Genomic DNA, 26,178 nt, shown 5'->3' on the forward strand with positions numbered 1-26,178 from the left:
ACAGATACGGGGGAGAGACATGGGGGACAGACATGGGGACTCGGGACCAGCCGCTCGTCGCGCTCTGTTTCAATGGCGACACCATGATCGAACCATCTCATCGGCGCCCGGAGCGGGCGACACCGCAGGCGGAGCCCCGCCCTGTGCCGGGCGGTGGGACGGGCGGCCAGTTCCTGAGGTTCGCCGTGGTCGGGGTGGTCAACACCGCGGTGTACTACGGCCTTTACCTCGTCCTCCTGGTGGCCCTGCCCTATCTGACCGCCCATCTCCTGGCGTTCGGCGCGGCCACGGTCGTCTCGTTCTTCCTCAACGCGCGCTTCACCTACCGGACCCGCCCCACCTGGCGGAAGTTCCTGCGCTTCCCGCTGGCCACCGTCACCAACCTGGTGGTCTCCACCATCGCCCTGAACCTGCTGGTCGAGGTGTGCCACAGCGGATCGCGGACCGCGGCGCTGCTCGCCTCCGCGGTGGCCGTACCGTTCACCTTCCTCGCCAGCCGGGCGATCATGATCCCGGGCCCTTGACGCCCCGGGACGGCCCACCTACCGTCCACCGGACACGTCTGGACAGGTAGGTCGACGATGACGGACTCCAGCGGCTGACACCACACCCACTGCGGACCACACCTCCGTCGGAAATCGGAGAGACGGGGCGGGCGACGCGCACACAGGCGTCTTCATGGCCGCCTTCGTACAGGAGTCGGCCCGGCGGACGCCGCCCGCCGCACCGATGCCGCCGTCACCACGCCGGGGCCCGCCATCGCGCCCACGGCGGCGGAACCGGACGCGTTCCCGCGTCAGCCGCGCCCGGCGCCCCGGTAGAGGTCCAGCTCGCCCTCCAGCTCGACGGCGAGGACGGTGGCGTACTCGTCGAGGTCGGCCGCGGCCGGTGCGTCGATCCAGGTCACGCCCGGGACGGCGCCGAGGCCGCCGGTGACGTGGTGGCCCAGCTCGGTGCCGGTTCCCAGGACCGTGACGCGCTTGACGCCGTTGCGCAGGCCGCGCAGGCCGCGCAGCGAGACGTTGTCACGTGGGGCGTCGAAGCAGACCAGTAGTGGATGAAGACGCCCAGCTTGGCGTCGGGAAACCAGGGTTGCATCGGCATGCGCCCACGGTAGGCGGCGGGGTCCGCCGGGCGAGTGGGCCCCGGTCACCATTACTGGTCCGTTTTCACCATGAGCGGGCCGCCGTAGATCTCCTTGAGCAGGCGGCTGGGGTCCGACCCAGCGCTGTCTCTTCCTTCAGTAGACGTAGCCCTCGCGGCGGGAGCGGATCCATGCCGTATGGCAGGACCGAGGGTGTGCCTTTGCCCTGCGGCATCCCTTTCTCGGCATCGCGCGCCTTGCTCGCCTGTCCACATGATCACCGACGCCCGCCACCACGCCCACGGTCACCCAGTCGGTGGCCGCGCCGTCGGCGCCGGTAACTGCAGGCGTGCGCATGGCAGTTGATATGGGAAGCTGTCGTCAGCCGTTCGCGGGCAAGGGGGCGTGGCGGTCGTCGAGAGGAGCGCAGCGTGAGACAGGACGGCTTCCCCGCCGAGGGGATAGACACCAGCAGGCCGCACCCTGCGCGGATCTACGACTACCTGCTGGGCGGCAAGGACAACTACGAGGTGGACCAGCAGGCCGGCGACGCACTCGCCGCTGCGGCGCCCGAGGCGCGGATCGGCGTGCAGGCCAACCGTGCCTTCCTGCAGCGCGCCGTCCGCTTCGTCGTGAGCAGCGGCGTCCGTCAGATCCTCGACGTCGGCACCGGGTTGCCCACCTCGCCGAACGTGCACGAGACCGCCCAGGAGGTGGCCCCGGACGTGCGCGTCGCGTACGTCGACAACGATCCGATCGTGAAGGCGCACGGCGACACGCTGCTCAGCCGCTCGGGCGCCACCAGCATCGTGCTCGGTGACGTGCGCGACCCGCGGGCCATCGTGGATCACCCCGACGTTCGCCGAGTCATTGACTTCGACGAGCCGGTTGCACTGCTCCTTGTCGCCGTCGTTCACTTCCTCACCGACGCGGAGAAGCCCGAGCAGGTCGTCGCCACCCTGCGCGACGCGCTGCCGGCCGGTAGCTTCTTGGTGCTCTCGCACGCCACGGGTGACTTCGCTGATCGCAGCGCGGCCCAGGCCATCTACAACAAGGCCACCGCCACGCTGAACCTGCGGTCCCACGCCGAGGTCGAGCGGTTCTTCGACGGCTTCGAACTGGTCGAACCAGGCCTGGCCCAGGTCCCGTTCTGGCGCCCGGACACCCCGCCGCCGGCGCGGTCCGGCGAGATCGGCTTCTACGGGGGCGTGGCTCGCAAGACCGGCTGAACCACCGTCTCAAGCCCGGGAGTTGCCAAAGCCGAGCGAGATGTGGACTCGGCCACCCGAGTGCCGCAACGCGGTATGACAGATCGCCGCGCCGAACTCCACGCATACCAGCGTTTTCCGCACGGCGGGCTTCCGGCATGCCGGCGACGGCGTCCCGGATGCAGCGCTGCTTCCGGGACACCGCCGTGATCCGGTCGCACCTCGGCCTGCCGTCGGACGGCATTTACCGGCCCCTCTGATCCTCGGATCCTCTGTGGACGGTGTGACGAGGAATGTCCCGGCCCCAGGTGGGTACGCGCGACGGAAGCCGCGCCCGGGACGGGTCCCGCCCCGGGCGGTCCGTACGCCACTACCTGGGATCTGCCATGGACACACCCTCGAACCACCACCGCCCGCTGCTCCCGTTCGCCACACCGGCCCAGCAGGCCCTGAACACCCTCGCGGGGAACACCGAGAACACCGAGAACACCGAGAAGACGATGGCGCTGGACACGCTGGCCGGCAGCGAGGTGCTGGTTCCCGTGCCGGACGACGCGAGCGAGGAGGACGCACGCGATCCCGCAGCCGTGGCGCTGCCCGTCCTGGAGCAGCCGGGCGGGGAGCCGGTGGTGCCGGTGTTCACCTCGGAGCTGGAGATGGCCGAACTGCTGCCGTTCGTCTCCCGCTACCGCCTCGTTCCGCTGGGCGCCCTCGCCTCCCAGTGGCCGTCCGGGGACCTGTCCCTCACCATCGACGCGAGCTCGCCGCACCGTCTGACCCTCGACTCCGAGGGCGTGCGCACCCTGTTGGCCCGCCCACGGATGTGACGACAGCGGCAGATCCTGAGGATCCGCACCGATGACACGAAGGAGCATCAACCAGCCTGCTCAAGCCAGACACCCGACAGTTGAAGACCCTCGAAGCGTACTGACTCTCGCGTCACCGTCGGGGCGCGTTCTCGTTCTGGTGCCCATGGAACCGAGCGCTGAGGTGGTCCTGCCTCGGCAGGTGGTGAGGCGACTGACGAACGCCTCGGGAGAACTCTCAGGGTAGCGAGGCGAGAGTCAGCATCCGCGGCGGCTACAACGTCTACCAGCGCGAGGTCGAGGAGGTGCTCTACGAGCACCCGGACGTCGTCGAGGCCGCCGTGATCGGCGTCCCGCACGCGCACTATGGCGAGGAGGCCGCCGCCGCGATCGCACTGCGCCCGGGCGCGTCCCCGGACGCGGCGGCGCTGCGCGCCTGGGCCAAGGAGCGTTTGTCCGCCTACAAGGTCCCGCACCTGCTCGCCTTCGTCGATACCCTCCCCAAGGGCGCGACCGGAAGGATCCTCAAGCGCGCCATCGACCGCTCCCTCTTCGACAGTTCCACGACCGCCGACAGCGCCACGGCGGACACCCGCGGTGGTGCCGAGGGCTGAGCCTCCCGTGCGGGTGGCGGCGGGTATCACCGCCGCCGAGCCCGACCACCGCAACTCACCCCCGTGGGCTGGGACCGGGCTGTGCTGTGACCGGCCGCGGGCCCGGCCGTAATTCGTTTGACCTGGCCGCGGGTCAACGCTGCACTGTGGCGGGACACCACGAGTCGTGGCGCCGGTATCCCGGGGAGGCAGCGGCAGCAATGGAGATCCGTCCCACGACCGACCAGGACCTCGGCGTCTTCGTCGACACACTCCATGCCGCGTTCGGGCGCTTCCCGGAAACCCCGACCGAGGGCGGCGGGGTCTGGTGGGCGGCGCTCGAAATGGACCGCAACCTGCTCGCCATGACGGCGGACGGGCGGCCCGTCGGCACCGCCGGTGCGTACTCCTTCGAGCTCACCCTGCCCGGTGAGATCCTCGTCCCGGCCGCCGGGGTGACCGCCGTCGAGATCCCGGCTGTGGGGACCGGTGGGGCAGCCGCGAACGGCTGCCCCACCGGTCCCCACAGCCGGGGCAGTGTGCTTGCGCCACCCCAAAACCGGCCGCTTCGGGACCGCTCCGGTATCAGGGAGTGCGGACGGGTCAGTGACCGCCCGCGTCGACGACCTCGACGTCCTCGATGTTCTGCTCGATCGCGTCGGTCGGCAGGGCCACGCGGATCGCCCAGTGGTAGATCGCCAGGGAGAACACGGCCACGACGGCGATGTCCGTCCACATCGGCAGGTTGCCCTGGCCGTTACCGAAGGTGCCCTGCCAGGAAATCACACCGATGCCGAGCAGGTAGACCGGCAGCCACTGGGCGGACTTCCAACTGATCCGCGGAGCGTTCGGCAGGCCCTTCTTGGTCGCGTAGAAGGCGTAGCCGCCGAGCAGGATGTAGCCCAGGACGATCGCTTCGCCCAGCTTCTCCAGGGTCTGCCAGCCGCTCCAGTAGATGATCAGGCTCGCGACGATGAACGCCAGCGGGGAGAGCACACCGCCGAACGGCAGCCGGTAGCTGCGCTCACGGTTCGGCAGGCGCCGGCGCAGCGCGCCGAAGGCCAGTGGAGCGCCCGCGTACATCAGCACGCTGGCGGAGGTGATGAAGCCGACCAGCTGCTGCCAGCTCGGAAACGGCAGGAAGCAGACCACGCCGGTGACGAAGGACATGATCAGGCCGTACACCGGGACCCCGCGTGAGTCCGTGCGCTCGAAGACGCGCGGCGCGTAGCCGTTCTTGCTCAGACCGTAGGAGATACGGGAGGTGGAGGTGGTGTAGATCAGACCGGTGCCGCCCGGGGAGACGATGGCGTCGAAGTACAGCACCACGGTCAGCCAGCCCAGACCGACAAGAGTAGCCAGACCCGCGAAGGGGCCACTGATACCGACGAAGTCGAGCTTGTCCCAGCCCTTGGCGAAGCTGCTGCCGGGCAGCGCGCCGATGAAGACGACCTGCAGCAGGACGTAGATCAGCGTGCCGATGGCCACTGAGCCGAGCACCGCGCGAGGGATGTCGCGCTTGGGGTTGCGGCTCTCGCCCGCCAGCTGGATCGCCTGCTCGAAACCGAGGAGGGCGAAGACGATGCCGCTGGTGCTGATCGCGGCGAGTACGCCCTTGGAGCCGAACGGCGCGAAGCCGTGCGAGGTGAAGTTGCTGCTGTGGAAGTGGGTCGCAGCGAGCGTGAAGATGGCGAGCAGCGGCACGAAGATCTTCAGCCAGGTGGCAGCGCTGTTGGTCCGGGCCAGCACCGTGACACCGAGGAAGTTCACGGCGACGAAGACGCCCATGAGGATCACCGCGACGATGAAGCCGCTCGTCGTCAGGGTGCCGTTGTCATTGAGGAAGCTCTTGGCGAAGTGCCAGTGACCGGCGTAGCCGATCATGGCCTCGACCTCGATCGGCGCCACGGTTGCCGCCTGCAGCCAGGCGAACCAGCCAAAGGACATGCCTGCCAGGCCGCCGAAGGCGTAGTGCGGGTAACGGGCGGTACCGCCGGCGACGGGGAACATTCCACCCAGCTCGGCATGAACGAACGCCAGCAGCACAATCGCGACCGCGCCGATGCCCCAGGAAATCAGAGCCGCCGGGCCGGCGGCGACGACGGCGTTCTTCGCGCCGTACAGCCAGCCGGATCCGATGATCGAGCCGGCGGATGCCCAGAGCAGTCCGATCAGTCCGACGTTCCGTCGGAGGGAGCTGTGGTGCTGGCCCGTGCTTGGTGGGGTGAGCTGGTCGACAGATGCCATGGGGCGGCCTCACGGTGTTAGCGGTGCGTTAAAGAGTTGCCACAGGCTAGGTTCGGCATGGCACCATGCAACAGTCCAGAGAGCTGAATGGTTATTTTCATCACGTCACATTCATGTTCGTCTGCGCAGCTCGGTGGCCACCGCTGGACATGGTGGATCCCGTTCGGCGACACGCCGGCATACAGCTGACCCTGGCGGCGAAACCGTCGACCGTCACGGCCGCCTTCGACGCCGTACGGGATCTGCTGCGCTGAGGTGAGGCGCGCGCCCCGTGTGACGGGGCCGCGGGAATCGGAAACCGCCCCGCGTGACAATGACCGCATGAAATGGATCTCGGGCGTGGCCGGCGGCCTGCTTCTGCTGCTGGTGTTCGCCAGCATCCTGCGTACCCTAGTGGTGCCCCGCGGGCTGTACTCCTCCATGGTGGTCCGTTGGTGGCGTACGCTGCGGCTGCTGCTGCGCCTCACCGCCCCCGGTGGCAACTACCGCGCCATCGACCGCGCGCAGACCTGGCTGGCCCCGCTCATGCTGATCGGCATGCTCGCGAGCTGGCTCGGCGGCGCTTTCATCGGCTTCGGACTGCTGCTGCACGCCATCTCCTCGCTGACCTGGACGCAGTCCCTGCGGGAGGCGGGCTCGAGTCTGTTCACGCTCGGTTTCGCCAGCGGCGACCGCCTGCACCTGTCCGTCGTGGACTTCATCGCGGCGGCCACCGGGCCGGTGGTGATCGCCCTCCAGATCGCCTATCTGCCCACCCTGTACGCCGCGTACAACCGCCGTGAACTGGAGGTGACCCTGCTCCAGTCGCGCGCCGGCGAACCCGCCTGGGGACCGGAGATCCTGGCCCGGCAGTGGCTGGTCGACACCGAGACCGCGCTGCCCGAGCTGTACCGCGCCTGGGAGCGGCTCGCCTCGGACATCGGCGAGAGCCACTCCACGTACCCGGTCCTGCTGGCGTTCCGTTCACCGCGGCCGTACCGTAGCTGGATCGTCGGCCTGGTCGCCGTCATGGACGCGGCCGCCATACAGCTCGCCCTCACGCCGAGCAGCGCCCCGCCGGAGGCCCGGCTGATGCTGCGCGCGGGCTTCACCGCACTGCGTGACGTCGCCCGATCCCTGCGTTTCGCCTATGACACCGACCCTGCTCCCGACGCGCCGATCCAGCTCTCCTTCGTGGAGTTCGAAGCGGCCGTCGCGATGCTGGAGGCGACGGGCTTCCCCGTCGAGCGGACGGCCGAGCAGGCATGGCCGCACTTCCACGGCTGGCGGGTCAACTACGAGACGATCGCGTACGAGTTGTGCCGCCGCGGCGACGCCGTCCCCGCGCTGTGGACCGGGTCCCGGGACTTCCCCACGACCCCGATCCCGCCCGCGCGTCCCGCGGACCGGCGCCCCGGCGAAGATCGTCCGGAATTGCCCCCGGCCACCACGTAGTTCGGGCCGTTGCGAGGGGAAGATCCCCGGGGAACGGTTCGCCGCGGAGGATGGGGGTTCCCGTGAAGGTCGTCCTGCTGGGTACGGCCGCTGGTGGCGGCTTCCCGCAGTGGAACTGCGCGTGCCCGCTCTGCGCGGCGGCCCGCGACGGAAAACTGCCCGCGCGCACACAGGAGTCCGTCGCCGTCAGCGGCAACTCCCGTGACTGGTGGCTGCTCAACGCCTCCCCCGACATCCGTACGCAGCTGACCACCACCCCGACGCTCGCACCCGGGCCGGGGCCACGGGACACCCCGGTACGGGGCGTGCTCCTGACCGACGCCGAGGCCGATCACGTCAGCGGGCTGGTCGTGCTGCGGGGCGGCTCGGGACTCAGGGTCTACGCCGCACCGCCCGTCCTGGCCACGCTGGCCCCGCTGCGTACCGCGCTCGACCGTTATACCCCGTGGGAGTGGGCGGACAGCCTGGCCGAGGGAGGGTTCGTGCTGTCCGGCGGCCTGGTCGTCACCGCGTACCCCGTCGGTGCCAAGACCCCGAAGTACGTCGCCGTCCCCGCTCCGGACGACCGCTGGGTGACCGCGTACCGGATCGAGGACCTGGCCGGCGGCGGAGTGCTCGTCTACGCGCCCTGTGTGGGCGCCTGGACCCCGGTGCTGGACGAACTGCTCGGCACGGCGGACTGCGCACTGCTCGACGGCACCTTCTACGCGGCCGACGAGATGGGCACGGCCGTGCGCTCGCGCGGCGGGCGGCAGGCCGCGATGGGGCATCTTCCGGTCTCGGGGGCGCGTGGCAGCCTGGCCGCCCTGGCCCGCCATCCCGGACCGCGCCGGATCTACACCCACCTCAACAACACGAACCCCTTGCTCGACCCGGCCTCGGACGCCCGGGCGTGGGTGAGCGGGGCCGGGGTCGAAGTGCTGCCGGACGGCTCGGAGTTCGTGGTGTAGACGGACTTCTCGCCGGCGACATGCTTCTTGGCGCAGATGGTGTTGCTAGGCCCTGTCGTCCAACATGCGTGCGAGCACGGCGCGTTGCAGGGGGCGCACCTCGGTGTGCAGGTCGCGCCCCTTCTGGGTGAGCGCGACCCACACACCGCGCCGGTCCTCCAGACAGAGCCTCCGCTCCACCAGGCCGTCCTTCTCCAGTCGGCCGATCAGGCGGGACAGGGCGCTCTGGCTCAGATGGACGCGGTCGGCGATGTTCTGCACCCGGCACTGCGCGCCCGCCTGCGCGAGCTCGCCCGAGGCGAGGATGTCCAGCACCTCGAAGTCGCTGGCGCCGAGACCGTGTGGATGCAGGGCGCGGTCGATCTCGCACATCGTGCGCGCATGCACCGACAGGATGCCCCGCCACTGCTCCTCGAGCCGGGCCCCACCCGCCGTATTCGCTGCCATATCTGCACGGTAACAGAGGTCGGGCCGTTCCTTGAGTGTGCAATTAGTGCGCCTGCATCAAGCCGCCCGGACGGCTTCCGGGGCTACTCGCCAGAGGCATCCTGGACGAGCCCGACGAGGTTCCCGTCCGCGTCCTTGACCGAGGCGATCAGCCTGCCGCCGCCCACGTCCTGGACGTCCTGCAGCGGCTCGGCCCCGGCCTCCAGAAGACCCGCGAGCGTCGCCCTGATGTCGTCGACGTGCCAGTACGGAACGGGTCCGGTCATCCCCTTGGCGTGGCCGTTGGGGTCGAGGCCCACGTCCTGTCCGGCGTCCTTGAAGCCGACGTAGTATGCCTCGTCCGCGTACGGGTCTACCCCCAGCAACGCGCTGAACAGGGCCTTCGCCCGTGCGAGGTCCTTGACGGGGTAGACGATGGTCTTCAGCCCTGCGGTCATGGCGATTCCTCCGTGATACGTGTCGGTGCTGCTTCGCCGACGCGGTGTGTCGGTGCTTTCACGCTAGAGCGGGGGAGTGCCGGAAGGCTTCTCGAATCCTGACCGGTTGCTCAGGGTCGGTCGCGACGGAGGATGGTGATCATGTGGGAAGCTGCCTGGCGTGTCGGCGCATGAGGAGACCCCGGTCAGGGATGGCCCTCTGCGTTGCCGGTGCCGTGGCGCTGCTCACCGCCCGCGGTCACGAAACCGCCGGACCGGGAGCGAGCCACCGCCCCCGGCGACAGGGCCGCGCTGCCCGCAGCACTCGCCCACTCCCACTCCCACGCTGGTGATGACGCCGCACCTCGCTGGCGAGCTGGTCATATCCCGGCCCCGGCAAGATCCCCTGTCCGCCCCCGCAGCAGTCGTCGGTAGTGCGGGCAGTCGGCGAAGTCCTCGTGCTCACAGGGCAGGGCGCACTCGATCAGCGCGAGGGAGGCCTGTGCGGCGGCGATGCGGGAGCGGAGGGCTTCGGCCTCCTCGCGCAGGATGCCGCGGTGGGCGGCCGGATCGGCGGTCACGACGAGTGAGCGGATGGTGTCCAGGGAGAGTCCGGCCTCCTTGGCCCGGAGGATGACCGCCACGCGGGTGAGGTCGGCGGTGCCGTAGCGGCGGCGGCCCGCGGAATCTCGTACCGGCGTGAGCAAGCCCTTCGTCTCCCAGTGCCGCAGCACATGCGTCGCCAGGCCGAAGCGCTCCGCCAGGGCGCCGATGCTCAGGTCGAGTCGCGGCGCACCAGTTCCGTCGGCAGGATCACCGCCGCCGGGTCCTCGCCCCCTATCTGGGCGAGCAGTACCCGGACCATCTCGGTGCTGATGCGGTCCCAGGGCTGGCGGATGGTGGTGAGCGCGGGGGTGACCGCGGTGGCGGCGGGGGAGTCGTCGAAGCCGCCGACGGCGACGTCCTCCGGGACCCGGCGGCCGGCCTTGTGCAGCGCGGCCAGGACGCCCTGCGCCATCAGGTCTGAGGCGACGAACACCGCGTCCACGTCCGGGGCGCGGGTGAGGAGTTGCTCGGCGCCGGCCTCGCCGCTGGCCCGGCTGTAGTCGCCGGAGGCGACGAGGCGGTCGTCGGTCTCGATGCCCGCCTCGGCGAGCACCTCCCGGTAGCCCGCGAGCCGCTCGACGCCGCCCGGGGTGTCGAGCGGTCCGGTGACCATGCCGATGCGGCGACGGCCGAGGGAGACCAGGTGCTTGACCATGTCACGGGCGCCGTCGCGGTCGTCCGCGGCGACGTAGCTCACCTTGGAGCCCAGGCCGATGGGCTTGCCGCAGGCGACCAGCGGGACGCCCGCCTCGCGCAACTGCTCGGAGACCGGATCACCGGAGTGGCTGGAGACCAGCAGTACTCCGTCGACGTGGCCCGCGGTGATGTACCGCGTGATGCGCCGCCGCTCGTCCTCGGTGCCCGCGAGCATCAGCAGGAGGGGAATGTCGTGCGCGGCGAGTGCTTGGGTGCAGCCGCGCAACAGGACGTTGAAGTTCGGGTCCTCGAAGAACCTCTCCTGGGGTTCGGTGAGCAGGAAGCCGATCGAGTCGGAGCGGCCGGTGATCAGCGAGCGGGCGTGCCGGTTCACGACGTAGCCCGTTCTGCGGATGGCGGCGTTGACCGCCTCCTGTGCCGCGGGGCTCACATAGTGCCCGCCGTTCAGCACCCGCGACACCGTGCCACGGGACACGCCCGCCTCTCGCGCGACGTCATGGATCGTCGGCGGTTTGCGCCTGCCCCCCGCGTTGGTCATGGTCACGACTTTACGGCTCCCGAGAGCAGATCGAGGCTCCAAAAACGCTGGATGACCAGGAAGAGAGCGATGAGCGGAATGATCGCGAGCAGCGCACCGGTGATCACCAGCGTGTACAGCGCCGGGGTGTTGGAGCCCTGTTCGAGCAGCGTGAACAGACCCAGCGTGATCGGGAACTTCTCGTCGTCGCTGAGCATGATGTACGGCAGCAGGAAGTTGTTCCACACGGCCACGAACTGGAACAGGAACACCGTCACCAGTCCGGGCACCATCATCGGCAGCGCGATCCGGGTGAAGATCCGCCACTCGCTCGCCCCGTCCATCCGCCCGGCCTCGACCACGTCACCGGGCACGGCCGCGGAGGCGTAGATCCGGGCGAGGTAGACGCCGTACGGGGAGAGGATGAGGGGCAGGAGCACGGACGCGTAGGAGTCCGTCAGGTCCGCCTTCGCCAGCAGCAGGTACTGCGGGATCGCCAGGATCACCGGCGGCATCAGCACGCCGGCCATCAGGACGCTGAAGACGGTCTCGCGGCCCCGGAAGCGGTAGACCGCGAGCGCGTAGCCGCTGAACGCCGAGACGGCCGTCGACAGGAGGGCGCCGAGGCCCGCGTAGAGGGCGGAGTTGCCCATCCACTTCCAGTAGATGCCGTCGCGGTAGGCGTTGAGGTCCTTGACGTTCTGGGTGAAGCCGGAGCCCGGCAGGAACGTGAAGGTCGAGAACAGCTCACGGCCGGACTTGGTGGCCGCGATCAGCACCCAGGCGACGGGCAGCAGACAGTAGAGCGCGCCGAGCAGCAGCGTGAGGGTGGGGACGAAGGCGATGCGGCTGCGCAGCGGCGGGCCCTGGGCGGTTCCGGGGGTGGTACCCGCGGCCGGTGCGGCCTTGCGTACGGCAAGAGAACTCATCGTGCTTCCTCCTGCTTGTTACGGGAGTTCGCGGCCCGCAGGAAGCCGAAGGACAGGACGAGGGTGACGACGGCGATGATCGCCGCCTCCGCCGCGGCCGAGTAGATGTCGCCCTTGCCGAAGGCGTCCTGGTACACCTTCATCAGCGGACTCCAGGTCGTGGAGACGGAGTTGGTGAGCGGTTTGAGGGTGGTCGGCTCGCTGAACACCTGGAGCGTCGCGATGATCGAGAAGAAGAAGGTGAGCACCAGCGAGGGCGCCACCATCGGGATCTTGATCTTCAGCGCGATCTGCAGGGGCGTGGCGCCGTCCAGCTTCGCCGCCTCGTACACCTCGGCCGGGATGGCCTGCAGCGAGGTGTAGATGACGATCATGTTGAAGCCGGTACCGCCCCAGACCGCGATGTTGGACAGGGCGAGATACAGCGGGCCGCCGTCCAGCAGGTTCGGCTGCGGCATCCCCAGCTTGTCGAGGACGAAGTAGAAGGGGCTGACGTCCGGGAGGTACAGGAAGCCCCACAGCAGCGCGGCGACGACGCCGGGAATGGCGTACGGCAGGAAGATCGCGAGCCGGGTGAAGGGGGTGAGGCGCACCTTGTCCGTGTCGAGCATCAGCGCGAAGAGCAGTGCGAGACCCAGCATCACCGGGATCACGATGGCGCCGTAGCCCACCACGCGCACCGCGCCGCTCAGCAGCTCGGAGTCGGAGAGGGCGTCCTTGTAGTTCTCCAGCCCCGCCCAGACTTCGTTACGGGCACCCGCGCCCAGGCCCAGGCCCTTGACCTGCACCTTGTGCAGGCTCAGCCAGAGGGCGTAGCCGATGGGCAGCGCGAAGAAGAGGGCGAAGAGGATCGTCGCGGGGAGGAGGAAAGCGTACGGGGCCCCCTTGACCCCGTACGACTTCCGACGTGCCGTTGTCACTGAGCGACCCCGAAACCCTGCTTCTTGAGGTCGGCGACCGTGTCGTCCTGCATCTTCTTCAGGGCGGCGGTGAAGTCCGACTTGTCCTTGGCGGCGGCGCCGAAGGCGTCGTTGAAGGTCGTGTAGGCGACGTTCACGTTCGGGCCCCAGGCGGACGGCGCGGTGGTCTTGGCGATCTCCGAGGCCTTCGTGTAGAAGTCCGGCTGGTTGGAGAAGAACGCCGGCGGCTCGGAGAACGCGTCACTGGTCTGCGCGGTCGTGGCGGCCGGGTAGATGCCACCCTCCTTCGCCAGCGCGGCCACCGCCTCCGGGTCCGTGTTCAGCCAGGTGGCGAACTTCGCGGCGGCCGCCTTGTGCTGGGAGTCCGTGGTGACGGCCGTGGAGGAGCCGCCCCAGCTGCCGGTGACGTTCGAGCTGTTGTCCCACTGCGGCAGCGGGGCCATCGCCCACTTGCCCTTGGTGTCGGGGGCCGCGGTGGTGAGGGTGCCGGGCGCCCAGACCGCGCTGACCCAGGCGATCTGCTTGCCGGTGTCGAGCGCCTTGTTCCAGGACGGCGTGTACATCGGCTGGTTGTCGATCGCGCCCTCCTTGACGAGACCGCCCCAGAACTTGGCGACCTTCTCCGTCGCCGCGTCGTCGATGCTGACCTTCCACTTCTGGCCGGAGCTCGTCCACCACTTGGCGCCGGCCTGCTGGGCGAGACCGGCGAAAAGGCCGGAGTCGTTGGCGGAGAAGGTGGTCAGGTCCTTGTCCGGGGCCTTCTTCTTCAGCGCGCGGGCGGTCTCGGCGAACTGCTCCCAGGTCGTGGGAACGGTCAGGCCGTACTTCTTGAAGAGGTCCTGGCGGTAGTAGAACATCATCGGGCCGATGTCCTGCGGGATCGCGTAGACGGCGTCCGAGCCCAGCGTCGTCTGCTGCCAGACACCGTCGGCGAACTTGCTCTTCGCGTCTTTCGACTCGCCCGCTATGTCGGCGAGCGCGTCATTGCTGACCAGGGTCGGCAGCGCCTGGTACTCGGCCTGGACCAGGTCCGGGGCCTTCTTCGCCTTGTGCGCGGTGAGGATCTTGGTGACCAGCGTGTCGCCCGACGCCTGCTTCTTCACCGTGACCGTGATCTTCTGCTGCTTGCCCGGCCCCTTGTTCCAGAGGTCGGCCACCTTGTCCATGCCCGGTGTCCAGGACCAGTACGTCAGGGACACCGGTCCCGACTCGGACGAGCTCTTGTCGTCCGACGAGCCGCAGGCGGCGAGTGCGGTGCCGCCGAGCGCGACGGCGATGGAGGTGGCCACGAGGCGACGCAGCTTCGTGTTTGGCATGGATCTTTCTCCCCTGACCTGGGTCCCCGCCTGCTGCGGCGACCGTGCCACGCTTCTGTGAGCGTTCACAGTAGAGAAACATCCCGGACACTTGTCAATGGTTGTTGCTGTGCGGTTATGTTGGGCTCGCGCCGCTGATCGAGTGTGTGCACGTTCCCAAATGATCGATTAAACGGGAGAAGATCCATGCCGGAGACCACCCCCAGGGGCCTCACCAGGCTCGCCTTCGGTGGGGACTACAACCCCGAGCAGTGGCCGGAAAGCGTCTGGCACGAGGACGTCCGGCTGATGCGCGAGGCGGGTGTCACGATGGTGAGCGTCGGGATCTTCTCCTGGGCGCTGCTCGAACCCGCCCGGGGCGCTCACGACTTCGGCTGGCTGGACCGACTGCTCGACCTGCTGCACGAGAACGGCATCCGCGCCGACCTCGGCACCCCGACCGTCGCACCGCCCGTCTGGTTCTACCGCGAGCACCCCGAGGCGCTGCCCGTGGCCGCCGACGGCACCCGCTACGAGTTCGGCTCGCGCGGCGCCATCTGTCACAGCAACAGCGACTACCGCGCCGCCGCGGCGAGCATCACCACCGAGCTCGCCACCCGGTACGCCGACCACCCTGCGCTCGCCCTGTGGCATGTCCACAACGAGTACGGCGTCCCCGTCTCGGCCTGCTACTGCGCGTCCTGCGCCGCCCACTTCCGCCGCTGGCTGGCCCGCACGTACGGGACCGTCGACGCGCTCAACGAGGCCTGGGGCACCGCCTTCTGGGGCCAGCGCTACGCCGACTTCGACCAGATCAACCCGCCGCGCGTGACCCCCACCGTCGGCAACCCGGCCCAGGCCCTGGACTACAAGCGCTTCGCCGACGAGACCATGCGTGAGAACTTCGTCGCCGAGCGGGACATCCTGCACCGTCTCGCCCCCGGCATCCCGGTCACCACGAACTTCATGACCGCCCTCAGCCAGTGCGACTCCGTCGACTACTGGGCCTGGGGCCGCGAGGTCGACCTCGTCACCAACGACCACTACCTGATCACCGACGGCCGCCGCACCCACGTCAACCTCGCGATGGCCGCCGACCTCACCCGCTCCGTCGCGGGCGGCGCCCCCTGGCTGCTGCTCGAACACTCCACGTCCGGCGTCAACTGGCAGCCCCGCAACCCCGCGAAGGCCCCGGGCCAGATGGCCCGCAACTCCCTCGCGCACGTGGCGCGCGGCTCCGAGGGCGCCATGTTCTTCCAGTGGCGGCAGTCCCGGCGCGGCGCCGAGAAGTTCCACTCGGCGATGCTGCCGCACGCCGGCACCGAATCCCGGGTCTGGCGCGAGGTCGTCGAACTCGGCGCGTCCATCGACTCGCTGACCTCGGTCAAGGGCACCCGCACCGTCGCCGACGCCGCCGTGCTGTGGGACTGGCACTCCTGGTGGGCGCAGACCCTCGACTGGCGCCCCAGCGAGGACCACGACCCGCGCGAGCGCGCCGACGCGTTCTACGAGGCGCTCTACGACCGCCACCTCACGGTCGACTTCGCCCACCCGGAAGCCGATTTGTCGGCCTATCCCCTTGTCGTCGTCCCCGCCCTCTACCTGATGACCGAGGCCGCCGGGAACAACCTCAGGGAGTACGTCGAGAACGGCGGCACCCTCGTCGTCTCGTACTTCTCCGGCATCGTCGACGAGCACGACGCCGTACACGAAGGTGCCTACCCCGGCGCCCTGCGGGACGTCCTCGGCCTGACCGTCGAGGAGTTCTCACCGCTCCTGAAGGACGACCGGGTCCGGATCACCGGCCCCGACGGCTCCGAACTCACCGGCGACGTCTGGACCGAGTTCGTGGTGCCGCGTGGCGCCGAGACCGTGTGGACGTACGCCGACGGGCTCACCGCGGGCCACCCGGCCGTCACCCGGCACCGCCTCGGTGAGGGCTCGGCCTGGTACGTCTCCACCCGCCTCGGCGCCCAGGGTCTGGACGCCCTGATCGGCTGGGCCTGTGACGACGCGCGGATCGCCCCGCGCGCCGACCTGCCCCGCGACATCGAAGTGGTGCGCCGCAGCGGCGGGTCGGGCACCTTCCTGTTCGCGATCAACCACACCTCGTCGGACGCCAAGGTGCCGCTGGACGCGGCCGGCACCGAGCTGCTGACGGGCGAACGCGCCGCGGGCCGCCTCGCGGTGCCCGCGGGCGCCGTCCGGGTCGTACGACTCGACGGCTGAGCCGACCGCAGTCCGGGTCGTACGACTCCACGCCTCACCCGACCGCCGTCCGGGTCTCAGGACCCGACGGCCGAGCCGACTCCCCTCCGCCCGTGAGTGCCACGAGAGCCGCGGGCGGAGGGGTCGCCCCCCAGAGCCACTTCGGGGGCACACTCATCCCCATCACGTCGAAGGGACGACGGACGACGATGTTCCATCCCAGACGCACACTCAGGGCCCTGCTGCTGCCGCTCGCGGCCGGGCTGGCCCTCACCGCCCTGCCCGCGCAGACGGCACAGGCGGCGAGCACCCTCACCAACGCCGGGTTCGAGGCCGACGGCTCCGGCGCCGCCACCCCCAGTGGCTGGTCGGAGTACGGCGACACCGGCGCCTCGTACGTGGAGGCCGGCGGCCACAGCGGTAGCTACCGCCTCACGCAGTACTCCTCCGCCGCCTACAAGGTGGAGACGTACCAGTACCTCTCCGGGCTGACCAACGGGAACTACCGGCTCACCGCCTGGGTGCGCTCGGGCGGCGGCCAGAACTCCGCCTACCTCGCGCTGAAGAACTGCGGCGGCACCGAGCAGCGCACCGACCTGCCGGTCTCCAGCAGCGGATGGATACACCTCGTCGTCCCCGTCGCGGTGACCGACAACCAGTGCACGATCAGCATCAACTCCGATGCCAACGCGGGCAACTGGATCAACGTCGACGACCTGACGTTCACCTCCGGCAGCGCCACCGGGCTGTCGATCAAGGGCTCCGACATCTCCTCCCTCGCCAAGAGCGAGGCCCTCGGCGGCGTCTACAAGACCAGCTCCGGCACCACCGGCGACGCGCTCGCGATCCTCAAGTCCGCGGGTATGAACTACGCGCGCCTCAAGGTCTGGGTGAACCCCGCCGACGGCTACAACAACAAGACGCGCGTCCTGGCGATGGCCAAGCGCATCAAGGCGCAGGGCATGAAGCTCCTGGTCGACTTCCACTACTCGGACACCTGGGCCGACCCCGGCAAGCAGACCAAGCCGGCTGCCTGGGCGGGCCACTCCTACAGCCAGCTCAAGACGGACGTCTACAACCACACGTACGACGTCCTCAACGCGCTGAAGGCCCAGGGCACCACCGCCGACATGGTCCAGGTCGGCAACGAGATCAACGGCGGCATGCTGTGGTCCGAGGGCTCCACCGACAACTGGTCGCAGCTCGCGGGGCTGATCAACTCCGGCTACAGCGCCGCGAAGGCGGTCTCCTCCAGCACCCAGGTCGCGCTGCACCTGGCCAACGCCGGGGACGACTCCACCGTCCGCTGGTGGTTCGACAACGCGGCCACGTACGGGATCAACTACGACGTGATCGGCCTGTCGTACTACGGCTACTGGCACGGTTCGCTCGCCGCCGCGCAGACCACCCTCGACGATGTCGCCGCCCGCTACAGCAAGCCGGTCTTCATCGCCGAGACGGCCTATCCCTTCCGGCTCGACAGCGACGACTCGCTCGTCAACCAGATCGACACGACCGGTGAACTGGTCACCGGTTATCCGGCGACCACGGCCGGGCAGACGGCGTGGATGAACGCCGTGGCGAACATCGTGGAGGCCGTCCCCAACGGCCGCGGCCTCGGTGTCTTCTACTGGGAGGCCACCTGGACCGCCGTCACCGGCAACGGCTGGGACCCGACCGACGCCACCTCCGGCAACGGCTGGGAGAACCAGGCGCTGTTCGGCTTCGACGACAAGGCCCTGCCGGCCATGGCGTGGTTCAGCCACCGCTGACCGGTCACCGTCGATGACGTGAGGGCCCGGCTGCCGAGGGACGCTGTTGGCGAATCCGCTGCGGCCGGGTAGTCGGCCGCGGGAATGTGACACTCGCCGCGCAAGTGTCACATTCTCCGGGCCATACACCGTGGCCCTGGAGCCACCGGCCAGACCGCCCACCACGCCGACCAGGATTCGCCGACAGCCTCCTGAGGCAGCCGGGCCCTTGTGGTACCCCAGAGTTCTCGGGCCCTCCGCAAACGTCCCCAAGGCCCGTGCGTGTCGCCCCGGGCTGCGGGACAGTGGCCACAGAGCGTCGTCATCACGGAATCTTCACGGAAGGGGACGAGATGCTGAGGGTTCCCGTCGGCGGGCAACGACTGGACATCCTGGAGTGGCTGCGGGACCCCGTCGCGTACTTCCCGCCGCAGCGGTACGGCGATCTCATCGAGGACGGCGTCGACGCGGCCGCCCTCGCCGCCAAGCTCGGCGTCAGCCGCGCCATGGCCCGCACCCACCTCGACCTCCTCACCGGGATCGGTCTGCTGCGCGCGAGAACGATCGGGCGGCGGACGTTCTACCGCCGCGACGAGTACCGCATCGCGGAGGTCCGGGAACTGTTCGAGAAGGGCTGGTAGAGGAGGGGGCAATCCTTCCGGGCCCCGCCCCGGCCCCGGCCGGGGGCTTCGCGCCCTGGACCCCGCTCCGCCCCACGCCTCCCGGCCGAGTGTGCGAGGCCGGTCGCCCCGGCGTTACCCTGTTCACCGGCCGTGATCATGTGTCGCGGCGCGGCGGTGGGGCCCGCCGTACCCGAACCGCGGCACAGCCGCCGCCAACGGTCCCTACTTGCGGTGGGGGTACCTCCCTGTTCGAGCGAAGCAGAGAACTCGGGGGAGCCTGCCCGGGCGTCCGGGCCCCGGCGAGCAGGAGAAGTACGTCCATGACAGTCCCGCACTCCGAGCGAGTCGACGAGTCCGGTGCCACCGCACGGCCGCCCGCGCGCCCCGCGTCCCCCTGGCACGGCCAGGCCCCGGTCGTGGCGATGGTGGCGCTCGGCGGGGCCGTCGGCGCCACCGCCCGGTACGGGGCCTCGCGGCTGTGGCCCGTGGAGACGGGCGGGTTCCCCTGGACCACGTTCTGGGTCAATGTCCTCGGCTGCGCGGTGATCGGCGTCTTCATGGTCGTCATCACCGACGTGTGGGCGGCCCACCGGCTGGTGCGGCCCTTCTTCGGCACGGGTGTGCTGGGAGGGTTCACCACCTTTTCGACGTACGCCGTCGACATTCAGAAACTCGTCGACTCGGGCCACCCCGGAGCCGGCCTCGCCTATCTCGCCGCGACCCTGTGCGCGGCGCTCGCGGCGGTGTGGCTCGCGGTGACGGCGACCCGGCGCGTCCTGGTACGGAGGCAGCGATGACACAGCTGACGGGCAGTGCCCTACGGGTGACGATCTACATCGGCGAGAACGACACCTGGCACCACAAGCCGCTCTACACCGAGATCGTGCACCGTGCCCGCGCGGCAGGCCTGGCCGGTGCCAGCGTCTTCCGCGGCATCGAGGGCTTCGGCGCCTCCTCGCTGATCCACACCTCACGGCTGCTGTCGCTGAGCGAGGACCTTCCCGTCGCGATCGTGATCGTGGACACCGAGGACCGCATCCGTGCCTTTCTGCCCGAGCTGGACGAACTCGTCGGTGAGGGGCTGGTGATCCTCGACGACTGCGAGGTCATCCGGTACGTCGGACGGAACCCGGAGCCCGGCAAAACGGGCAAGGAAGGTAAGAAGTAGTTGTGAACTGGCTGCTGGTGATCGCCGGTGGAATGCTCGGTGCGCCCCTGCGCTATCTGACCGACCGTGCGGTACAGACCCGGCACGACACGGTCTTCCCCTGGGGCACCTTCGCGGTCAACGCCGTGGGCTGTCTGATCCTCGGTCTGCTGACCGGCGCCGTCGGCGCCGGCGCCGCGGGCTCACACCTTCAGCTCTTCCTCGGTACGGGCCTGTGCGGGGCGCTGACCACGTATTCGACGTTCTCGTACGAGACACTACGGCTGACCGAGACCGGCGCGGGGCTCTACGCTGCCGCCAATGTGGCCGTGAGCGTGGCGGCCGGGCTCGGTGCGGCGTTCGCGGGGGTCTCGTTCGCGCAAGCTTTCTGGGCGTAGGCACTCGGGCGTCACTCGCGCATAGTAAGACTGTCTACAGCACTGTCGACCAACTCCTCCAACTCCTCCATCTCCTCAGAACTGGATTCCATGAGCGTCATCAACGTCGGTCAGGCCGTCGTCCTCGGAGTCGTCGAGGGAGTGACCGAGTTCCTCCCCGTCTCCTCCACCGGCCACCTCAAGATCACCGAGGGGCTGATGCACATCCCCGTCGACGACAAGGCCGTCGTCGGGTTCTCGGCGGTCATCCAGGTCGGCGCGATCGCGGCCGTACTGGTGTACTTCTTCAAGGACATCGTGCGGATCGTCTCCGCGTGGGGCCGCGGACTGCGCAACCGCGAGGAGCGTCAGAACCACGACTACAAGTTCGCCTGGTGGGTCATCTACGCGACGATCCCGATCGTGATCGTGGGCCTTGCCGCGAAGCCGCTCATCGACGGGGCGCTCGGCTCGCTGTGGGTGGTCGCGGCCTCGCTGATCGTCGGCAGTGGTGTGATGTGGGCGGCCGATCAGATGGGCCGGCACAAGCGCGGTGAGGACGACACATCCTTCAAGGACGCGATGCTGGTCGGCTGTTCGCAGATCCTTGCCCTGCTCTTCCCGGGCTTCTCGCGCTCCGGCGCCACGATGTCGACCGCGCTCATCCTCGACCTGGACCGCGTCGCCGCCACCCGGCTCTCCTTCTTCCTCGGCATCCCGGCCCTGACCGGCGCCGGTATTTACGAGCTCAAGGACGCGCTGGGCGCGGGGGTGGGCGCCGCGCCGCTCGCCGTCGGGACAATCGTCTCCTTCGTGGTCGCGTACGGCTCGATCGCCTGGCTGCTGAAGTTCGTCGCCAAGCACTCCTTCAACGCCTTCGTGATCTACCGGATCGTGATCGGCGTGGCGCTGTTCGGGCTGCTGGCCACCGGGACGCTCGCCAGCTGATCGCGGAAACAGCAGATCACAGGGGGTGCGAAGCCGGTTTACAGGCTTCGCGCCCCCTGAATTTTTCTTTTCACTCCCCTTGACAGCCCCCGCTCGTCACCCGCAGGATCACCTCCGTGAACCTGTCAGACAGCCAGACAGGTGGCTCGGTACCGCGGCGCGTCAGCGCCATGGAAGCGGTGCTCACCCACCTTCGCGGCGCCATCGAGCGCGGCGAGTACGCCATCGGCGACAAACTCCCCTCCGAGGCCGAACTGTGCCGCCGCCTGGAAGTCAGCAGGCCGGTGCTCCGCGAGGCGCTGCGGGCCCTGCAGGTGATGGGCCTGACCGTGTCCCGTACCGGCAAGGGCACCTTCGTGCTCGCCAACACGGTCGAGGACCCGACCTTCGGTGACTACGCGGCGAGCGATCTGCTCGAAGTGCGTCGGCATGTGGAGATCCCGGTCGCCGGGTACGCGGCGGTGCGCCGCACCCCGGAGAACCTCGACCACCTGGCCCATCTGCTGGACCGGATGGAGAGGGAGACCGACACCACAGCGTGGGTCGCGATGGACACGATCTTCCACATCGCGGTCGCCGAGGCCTCCCAGAACCCCGTTTTCCGCAAGGTGATCGAAGAGATCCGCGACGCGCTGGCCCGCCAGTCCGCCTTCCTCAACGAACTCGGCGACCGGCGCGAGCAGTCCAACCGCGAGCACCGGGCGATCGTCGAAGCGCTGATCGACGGCAGTGAACATGACGCGGTCGAGGCTATGTCCCATCACCTCGACCGCGTGGAGACCACCCTCACCGACATCGTGCGCCCCGCGCGTACGGACATCCCCACGGAAGGCGGACCCGAGGCGTGAGCGAGCAGTCCCTTCAAAAAGAGGCCACATCAGCCGTCCCGTCGGCCGTCCCCTCGGCGGTCGCTCCGGCCGCGCACGTCGACGCCGGAGACGCGGGCTACAGCAAGTCGCTGAAGTCCCGGCATGTCAACATGATCGCCATCGGCGGCGCCATCGGCACCGGCCTCTTCCTCGGCGCGGGCGGCCGGCTCGCCGACGCGGGCCCCTCCCTCTTCGTCGCGTACGCGGTGTGCGGTGTCTTCGCCTTCCTCGTCGTGCGCGCACTCGGCGAACTCGTCCTGTACCGGCCGTCCTCCGGCGCCTTCGTGTCGTACGCCCGGGAGTTCCTCGGTGAGAAGGGCGCGTACGTCGCGGGCTGGATGTACTTCCTGAACTGGGCCACCACCGGTATCGCCGACATCACCGCCGTGGCCGTCTACACCCACTACTGGGGCATGTTCTCCGACATCCCGCAGTGGCTGATCGCGCTCATCGCGCTCGCCGTCGTCCTCACGGTGAACCTGATATCCGTACGCATGTTCGGCGAACTGGAGTTCTGGTTCGCGATCATCAAGGTGAGCGCGCTTGTCGTCTTCATGCTCATCGGCATCTTCCTGCTGGCCACCCAGCACCAGGTGGACGGCCACACCCCCGGCCCGTCCCTGATCACCGACAACGGCGGAATCTTCCCCAACGGCCTGCTGCCGATGCTGCTGATCATCCAGGGTGTCGTCTTCGCCTACGCCTCCGTCGAGCTGGTCGGTGTCGCGGCGGGCGAGACCGAGAACCCCGAGAAGATCATGCCGAAGGCCATCAACTCGATCATGTGGCGCGTCGGCCTCTTCTACGTCGGCTCGGTCGTCCTGCTGTCGATGCTGCTGCCCTGGAACAAGTACAGCGCGGGCCAGAGCCCCTTCGTCACCGTCCTGTCGAACATCGGCATCCCGGCCGCGGGTGGCGTCATGAACCTCGTCGTCCTCACCGCCGCCATGTCGTCCCTCAACTCCGGCCTGTACTCCACCGGCCGCATCCTGCGCTCCATGGCGATGTCCGGCTCGGCCCCCAAGTTCACCGGGGTGATGAGCCGTAGCCAGGTCCCGTACGGCGGCATCCTGCTCACCAGCGGCATCTGCGTCCTCGGTGTCGGCCTGAACTACGTGGTCCCCGCCGACGCCTTCGAGATCGTCCTGAACTTCGCCGCGATCGGCATCCTCGCCACCTGGGGCATGATCATGCTCTGCCACATGATGTTCTGGCGGAAGACCCGGAACGGCGAGCTGACCAGGCCCAGCTACCGCCTGCCCGGCTCCCCGTGGACCGAGATCGTCACGATCGCCTTCCTCGTCTCCGTCCTCGTCCTGATGTACGCCGACGGGGGAGCGGGACGCACCACCGTGCTGTGTCTGCCGCTGATCGTCGCGGCGTTGGTCGCGGGCTGGTTCGGAGCGCGTCGCCGGGTCTCCGGCATCCGTGACGGAGTGGACGCGTGAGCACGAGCACGACGTACGCCGCTTCCGTCGCCGCCGCCCCGGCGATCCGCGAACCCCTGCACGCCCCCGTCGCCCGGCTCGTCCGCGGCGGAGTCATCGAAGGCATCCACTACGGCTCGGTGGTCGTGCTGGCCGCCGACGGCGGTGTCGACCTGCAGATCGGTGACATCGAGGCCGCGTTCTACCCGCGCTCGGCACTCAAGCCGGTGCAGGCCGTGGCGATGCTGCGGGCCGGACTGCCGCTGGACGGCGAACTGCTCTCGCTGGCCGCGGCCAGTCACTCCGGCGAGGAACTGCACCTCGCCGGGACCCGGCGGATCCTGGAGCTGGCCGGCGTCACCGAGGACGACCTGCGCAACGTGCCCGATCTGCCGTACGACCGGGTCGTCCGCGACTCCTGGATCCGTGAGGGGCGGCTGCCCTCCCGGCTCGCGCAGAACTGCTCCGGCAAGCACGCCGCCATGCTGATGACCGCCCGTCTCAACGGCTGGTCCCTCGACGACTACCTCGACCCGGCCCACCCCCTCCAGCAGGCCATCGTGGAGATCGTCGAAGACCTCACCGGACAGGCCATCGCCCAGGTGACCGTCGACGGCTGCGGCGCGCCGCTCTTCTCCGTCTCGCTGCACGGGCTCGCCCGCGCAGCCGCCCGGATCACCACCGCCCCGCCGGGCACCCCCGAGGCGCGGGTCGCCGATGCGATGCGCGAACACGCCGAGATGGCGTCCGGCTCCGGCCGAGACGTCGCCGCGCTGATGCGGGCCGTGCCGGGGCTGCTCACCAAGGACGGCTTCGAAGGCGTCCAGATGGCCGCGCTGCCGGACGGCCGGGCCGTCGCCGTGAAGATCGCCGACGGCGCCGACCGGGCGCGCGGCCCGGTGGCCGCCGCCGCCCTCGCGCGCGCCGGGGTCGACCCGGCGGCACTCGCGGAGTTCGCCTCCGCACCGCTCCTCGGGGGCGGTGCGGTGGTGGGCGACATTCGCCCCGCCCGGGCGCTCGACCCGCTCCCGGCCTGAGCGCCGCGCGACGACGGCCGTGGGGCTGTGCGGAAGCTGCGGGTTCGCTGTGGCTGGTCGCGCCCACGCGGCGGAGCCGCACGATGTCACAGCCCCGCGCCCCTCAGCCCCGCGCCCCTCAGGTCCGTGCGCCTCGGGTCCGGCTCACGGGCTCGCCTCCGCTGCCCGGCCGGAGGTACCGCCGCCGCTGCCTTCCGCACCGACCCGCACGTACGCCTCACCCATCCACCCTCACCCCTCCGAAAGAGGACCGCTCAGCCATGACCACCGCCGCCGCAGCGCACCGCAGCGAACACGACCTGCTCGGAGACCGTGACGTACCCGCCGAGGCGTACTGGGGCATCCACTCCCTGCGCGCCACGGAGAACTTCCCCATCACGGGAACGCCGATCTCCGCCTACCCGCACCTGATCGACGCCCTGGCCGCCGTCAAGGAGGCCGCCGCCCGCGCCAACGAGGAACTCGGCCTGCTCGAGCCGGAGAAGACCCTGGCCATCGTCGCGGCCTGCCGGGAGATCCGCGCCGGCAAGCTGCACGACCAGTTCGTCGTCGACGTCATCCAGGGCGGCGCCGGCACCTCGACGAACATGAACGCCAACGAGGTCGTCGCCAACCGGGCGTTGGAGCTCCTCGGCCACGCCAAGGGCGAGTACCAGTACCTGCACCCCAACGAGGACGTCAACCTCGGCCAGTCGACCAACGACGTCTACCCGACCGCCGTCAAGGTCGCCACCGTCTTCGCCGTGCGCGGGCTGCTCAAGGCGATGGCCGTGCTCCAGGACGCGTTCGCCGCCAAGGCCTTCGAGTTCCGCGACGTGCTGAAGATGGGGCGTACGCAGCTCCAGGACGCGGTGCCGATGACGCTCGGGCAGGAGTTCTCGGCGTACGCGGTGATGCTGGACGAGGACCGCAGCCGGCTCGCCGAGGCGGTCGAGCTGATCCACGAGATCAACCTAGGTGCCACGGCCATCGGCACCGGCCTCAACGCCCCTGCCGGCTACGCGGAATCAGCCCGCCGACACCTCGCCGACATCACCGGGCTGCCGCTGGTCACCGCCGCCAACCTGGTCGAGGCGACACAGGACTGCGGCGCCTTCGTCCAGATGTCCGGCGTACTCAAGCGGATCGCCGTCAAACTCTCCAAGAGCTGCAACGACCTGCGGCTGCTGTCCTCCGGGCCGCGCGCGGGACTCAACGAGATCAACCTGCCGCCGGTGCAGGCCGGTTCGAGCATCATGCCCGGCAAGGTCAACCCGGTGATCCCCGAGGTCGTCAACCAGGTCGCCTTCGAGGTGATCGGCAACGACGTCACCATCACCATGGCGGCCGAAGCCGGTCAGCTCCAGCTCAACGCCTTCGAGCCGATCATCCTGCACTCCCTCTCGGAGAGCATCACCCACCTGCGCACCGCCTGCCTGACCCTCGCCGAGCGCTGTGTCACCGGGATCACCGCCAACACGGAGGTGCTGCGCGCCGCGGTCGAGAACTCCATCGGCCTGGTCACCGCGCTCAACCCGCACATCGGCTACACGGCCGCCACCGACATCGCCAAGGAGGCCCTCGCCACCGGGCGCGGTGTCGCCGAACTCGTTCTGGAAAAGGGCCTGTTGCCCGCCGAGCGGCTGGCGGCCCTGCTGCGGCCCGAGGTGGTCGCGGGCAACGGCACCCCGCAGACGGTCTGA

The 26,178-nt window shown here is 69.5% G+C and carries 25 protein-coding genes and 2 pseudogenes; 18 read left to right on the top strand and 9 right to left on the bottom strand.

Features of this window, described 5'->3' with window-relative positions:
* Nucleotides 1-83 precede the first annotated feature (83 nt).
* Entirely contained in the window at nucleotides 84-524 is a 441-nt protein-coding gene (locus tag OG747_RS43560; protein WP_405884872.1) for a GtrA family protein, read from the top strand.
* A gap of 272 nt (nucleotides 525-796) precedes the next feature.
* Here OG747_RS43560 and OG747_RS43565 read toward each other — a convergent pair.
* A pseudogene (locus OG747_RS43565) lies at nucleotides 797-1,051 on the bottom strand (alpha-L-fucosidase); the annotation flags it as partial.
* Nucleotides 1,052-1,515: 464 nt separating this feature from the next.
* Here OG747_RS43565 and OG747_RS43570 point away from each other — a divergent pair.
* The 4 genes and pseudogenes from OG747_RS43570 to OG747_RS43585 all read left to right on the top strand — a co-directional run.
* Nucleotides 1,516-2,313 (top strand): SAM-dependent methyltransferase, encoded by a 798-nt coding sequence (locus OG747_RS43570; RefSeq protein ID WP_405884873.1) that lies wholly within the window; start codon nucleotides 1,516-1,518, stop codon nucleotides 2,311-2,313.
* Nucleotides 2,314-2,678: 365 nt separating this feature from the next.
* Nucleotides 2,679-3,119 carry an SseB family protein gene (locus tag OG747_RS43575; RefSeq protein WP_405884874.1) on the top strand — a complete coding sequence of 147 codons (441 nt, stop codon included), beginning with the start codon at nucleotides 2,679-2,681 and terminating at the stop codon, nucleotides 3,117-3,119.
* Nucleotides 3,120-3,403: 284 nt separating this feature from the next.
* Nucleotides 3,404-3,712, top strand: a complete 309-nt coding sequence (locus tag OG747_RS43580; RefSeq protein WP_405884875.1) for an AMP-binding enzyme — start codon at nucleotides 3,404-3,406, stop codon at nucleotides 3,710-3,712.
* Between the two features lie 200 nt (nucleotides 3,713-3,912).
* Nucleotides 3,913-4,164, top strand: a pseudogene (locus tag OG747_RS43585) (GNAT family N-acetyltransferase); the annotation flags it as partial.
* 130 nt (nucleotides 4,165-4,294) lie between these two features.
* Here the strand turns inward: OG747_RS43585 and OG747_RS43590 are convergent.
* Nucleotides 4,295-5,938 carry an APC family permease gene (locus OG747_RS43590; RefSeq protein ID WP_405884876.1) on the bottom strand — a complete coding sequence of 548 codons (1,644 nt, stop codon included), beginning with the start codon at nucleotides 5,936-5,938 and terminating at the stop codon, nucleotides 4,295-4,297.
* A 321-nt stretch (nucleotides 5,939-6,259) separates the two neighbouring features.
* Here OG747_RS43590 and OG747_RS43595 point away from each other — a divergent pair, with 321 nt between their 5' ends.
* Both OG747_RS43595 and pqqB read left to right on the top strand, forming a co-directional pair.
* Nucleotides 6,260-7,372, top strand: coding sequence for a hypothetical protein (locus OG747_RS43595; protein ID WP_405884878.1), 1,113 nt, complete (start codon nucleotides 6,260-6,262; stop codon nucleotides 7,370-7,372).
* A 62-nt stretch (nucleotides 7,373-7,434) separates the two neighbouring features.
* Nucleotides 7,435-8,322, top strand: a complete 888-nt coding sequence (pqqB, locus tag OG747_RS43600; RefSeq protein ID WP_405884879.1) for a pyrroloquinoline quinone biosynthesis protein PqqB — start codon at nucleotides 7,435-7,437, stop codon at nucleotides 8,320-8,322.
* Nucleotides 8,323-8,367: 45 nt separating this feature from the next.
* Here pqqB and OG747_RS43605 read toward each other — a convergent pair whose 3' ends face one another.
* The 7 genes from OG747_RS43605 to OG747_RS43635 all read right to left on the bottom strand — a co-directional run bounded on the left by OG747_RS43605 (nucleotide 8,368) and on the right by OG747_RS43635 (nucleotide 14,130).
* Nucleotides 8,368-8,769, bottom strand: a complete 402-nt coding sequence (locus tag OG747_RS43605; protein WP_405884881.1) for a MarR family winged helix-turn-helix transcriptional regulator — start codon at nucleotides 8,767-8,769, stop codon at nucleotides 8,368-8,370.
* Nucleotides 8,770-8,852: 83 nt separating this feature from the next.
* Nucleotides 8,853-9,206, bottom strand: a complete 354-nt coding sequence (locus tag OG747_RS43610) for a VOC family protein (RefSeq protein WP_405884882.1) — start codon at nucleotides 9,204-9,206, stop codon at nucleotides 8,853-8,855.
* A gap of 359 nt (nucleotides 9,207-9,565) precedes the next feature.
* Nucleotides 9,566-9,964 (bottom strand): MerR family transcriptional regulator, encoded by a 399-nt coding sequence (locus OG747_RS43615; protein WP_405886004.1) that lies wholly within the window; start codon nucleotides 9,962-9,964, stop codon nucleotides 9,566-9,568.
* On the bottom strand, nucleotides 9,961-10,992 hold the full coding sequence (locus OG747_RS43620) for a LacI family DNA-binding transcriptional regulator (protein ID WP_405884883.1): 1,032 nt from the start codon (nucleotides 10,990-10,992) through the stop codon (nucleotides 9,961-9,963). The genes OG747_RS43615 and OG747_RS43620 overlap by 4 nt, the downstream gene beginning before the upstream one ends.
* Nucleotides 10,989-11,894, bottom strand: coding sequence for a carbohydrate ABC transporter permease (locus tag OG747_RS43625; RefSeq protein ID WP_405884885.1), 906 nt, complete (start codon nucleotides 11,892-11,894; stop codon nucleotides 10,989-10,991). Before OG747_RS43625 ends, OG747_RS43620 begins: the two co-directional genes overlap by 4 nt.
* On the bottom strand, nucleotides 11,891-12,814 hold the full coding sequence (locus OG747_RS43630; RefSeq protein WP_405884886.1) for a carbohydrate ABC transporter permease: 924 nt from the start codon (nucleotides 12,812-12,814) through the stop codon (nucleotides 11,891-11,893). Before OG747_RS43630 ends, OG747_RS43625 begins: the two co-directional genes overlap by 4 nt.
* Nucleotides 12,811-14,130, bottom strand: a complete 1,320-nt coding sequence (locus OG747_RS43635; RefSeq protein WP_405884888.1) for an ABC transporter substrate-binding protein — start codon at nucleotides 14,128-14,130, stop codon at nucleotides 12,811-12,813. Before OG747_RS43635 ends, OG747_RS43630 begins: the two co-directional genes overlap by 4 nt.
* 186 nt (nucleotides 14,131-14,316) lie before the next feature.
* On the opposite strand from OG747_RS43635, the gene OG747_RS43640 reads away from it, so the two are divergent.
* The 11 genes from OG747_RS43640 (at nucleotide 14,317) to aspA (ending at nucleotide 26,178) form a co-directional block, all read left to right on the top strand.
* Nucleotides 14,317-16,338, top strand: a complete 2,022-nt coding sequence (locus OG747_RS43640; protein ID WP_405884889.1) for a beta-galactosidase — start codon at nucleotides 14,317-14,319, stop codon at nucleotides 16,336-16,338.
* A gap of 188 nt (nucleotides 16,339-16,526) precedes the next feature.
* Entirely contained in the window at nucleotides 16,527-18,089 is a 1,563-nt protein-coding gene (locus OG747_RS43645) for a glycosyl hydrolase 53 family protein (protein WP_405884890.1), read from the top strand.
* Nucleotides 18,090-18,421: 332 nt separating this feature from the next.
* On the top strand, nucleotides 18,422-18,709 hold the full coding sequence (locus tag OG747_RS43650; protein WP_405884891.1) for an ArsR/SmtB family transcription factor: 288 nt from the start codon (nucleotides 18,422-18,424) through the stop codon (nucleotides 18,707-18,709).
* Between the two features lie 302 nt (nucleotides 18,710-19,011).
* Complete coding sequence (crcB, locus tag OG747_RS43655; RefSeq protein WP_405884893.1) at nucleotides 19,012-19,488, top strand: fluoride efflux transporter CrcB; 477 nt, start codon at nucleotides 19,012-19,014, stop codon at nucleotides 19,486-19,488.
* The gene (locus OG747_RS43660) at nucleotides 19,485-19,859 is read left to right on the top strand and encodes a DUF190 domain-containing protein (protein ID WP_405884894.1); all 375 of its coding nucleotides are present in this window, start codon (nucleotides 19,485-19,487) and stop codon (nucleotides 19,857-19,859) included. The genes crcB (OG747_RS43655) and OG747_RS43660 overlap by 4 nt, the downstream gene beginning before the upstream one ends.
* 2 nt (nucleotides 19,860-19,861) lie before the next feature.
* Nucleotides 19,862-20,236, top strand: a complete 375-nt coding sequence (crcB, locus tag OG747_RS43665; RefSeq protein ID WP_405884896.1) for a fluoride efflux transporter CrcB — start codon at nucleotides 19,862-19,864, stop codon at nucleotides 20,234-20,236.
* 90 nt (nucleotides 20,237-20,326) lie between these two features.
* Complete coding sequence (locus tag OG747_RS43670; RefSeq protein ID WP_405884897.1) at nucleotides 20,327-21,163, top strand: undecaprenyl-diphosphate phosphatase; 837 nt, start codon at nucleotides 20,327-20,329, stop codon at nucleotides 21,161-21,163.
* Nucleotides 21,164-21,333: 170 nt separating this feature from the next.
* Nucleotides 21,334-22,011, top strand: coding sequence for a FadR/GntR family transcriptional regulator (locus OG747_RS43675; RefSeq protein WP_405886005.1), 678 nt, complete (start codon nucleotides 21,334-21,336; stop codon nucleotides 22,009-22,011).
* Complete coding sequence (locus OG747_RS43680; protein WP_405884898.1) at nucleotides 22,008-23,480, top strand: amino acid permease; 1,473 nt, start codon at nucleotides 22,008-22,010, stop codon at nucleotides 23,478-23,480. Before OG747_RS43675 ends, OG747_RS43680 begins: the two co-directional genes overlap by 4 nt.
* The gene (locus OG747_RS43685; RefSeq protein ID WP_405884899.1) at nucleotides 23,477-24,496 is read left to right on the top strand and encodes an asparaginase; all 1,020 of its coding nucleotides are present in this window, start codon (nucleotides 23,477-23,479) and stop codon (nucleotides 24,494-24,496) included. Before OG747_RS43680 ends, OG747_RS43685 begins: the two co-directional genes overlap by 4 nt.
* A gap of 260 nt (nucleotides 24,497-24,756) precedes the next feature.
* Nucleotides 24,757-26,178: an aspartate ammonia-lyase gene (gene aspA, locus OG747_RS43690; RefSeq protein ID WP_405884900.1), complete on the top strand. Its 1,422-nt coding sequence runs from the start codon at nucleotides 24,757-24,759 to the stop codon at nucleotides 26,176-26,178.

It is taken from the genome of Streptomyces sp. NBC_01384 (genome assembly GCF_045040035.1).
GTDB lineage: Bacteria > Actinomycetota > Actinomycetes > Streptomycetales > Streptomycetaceae > Streptomyces.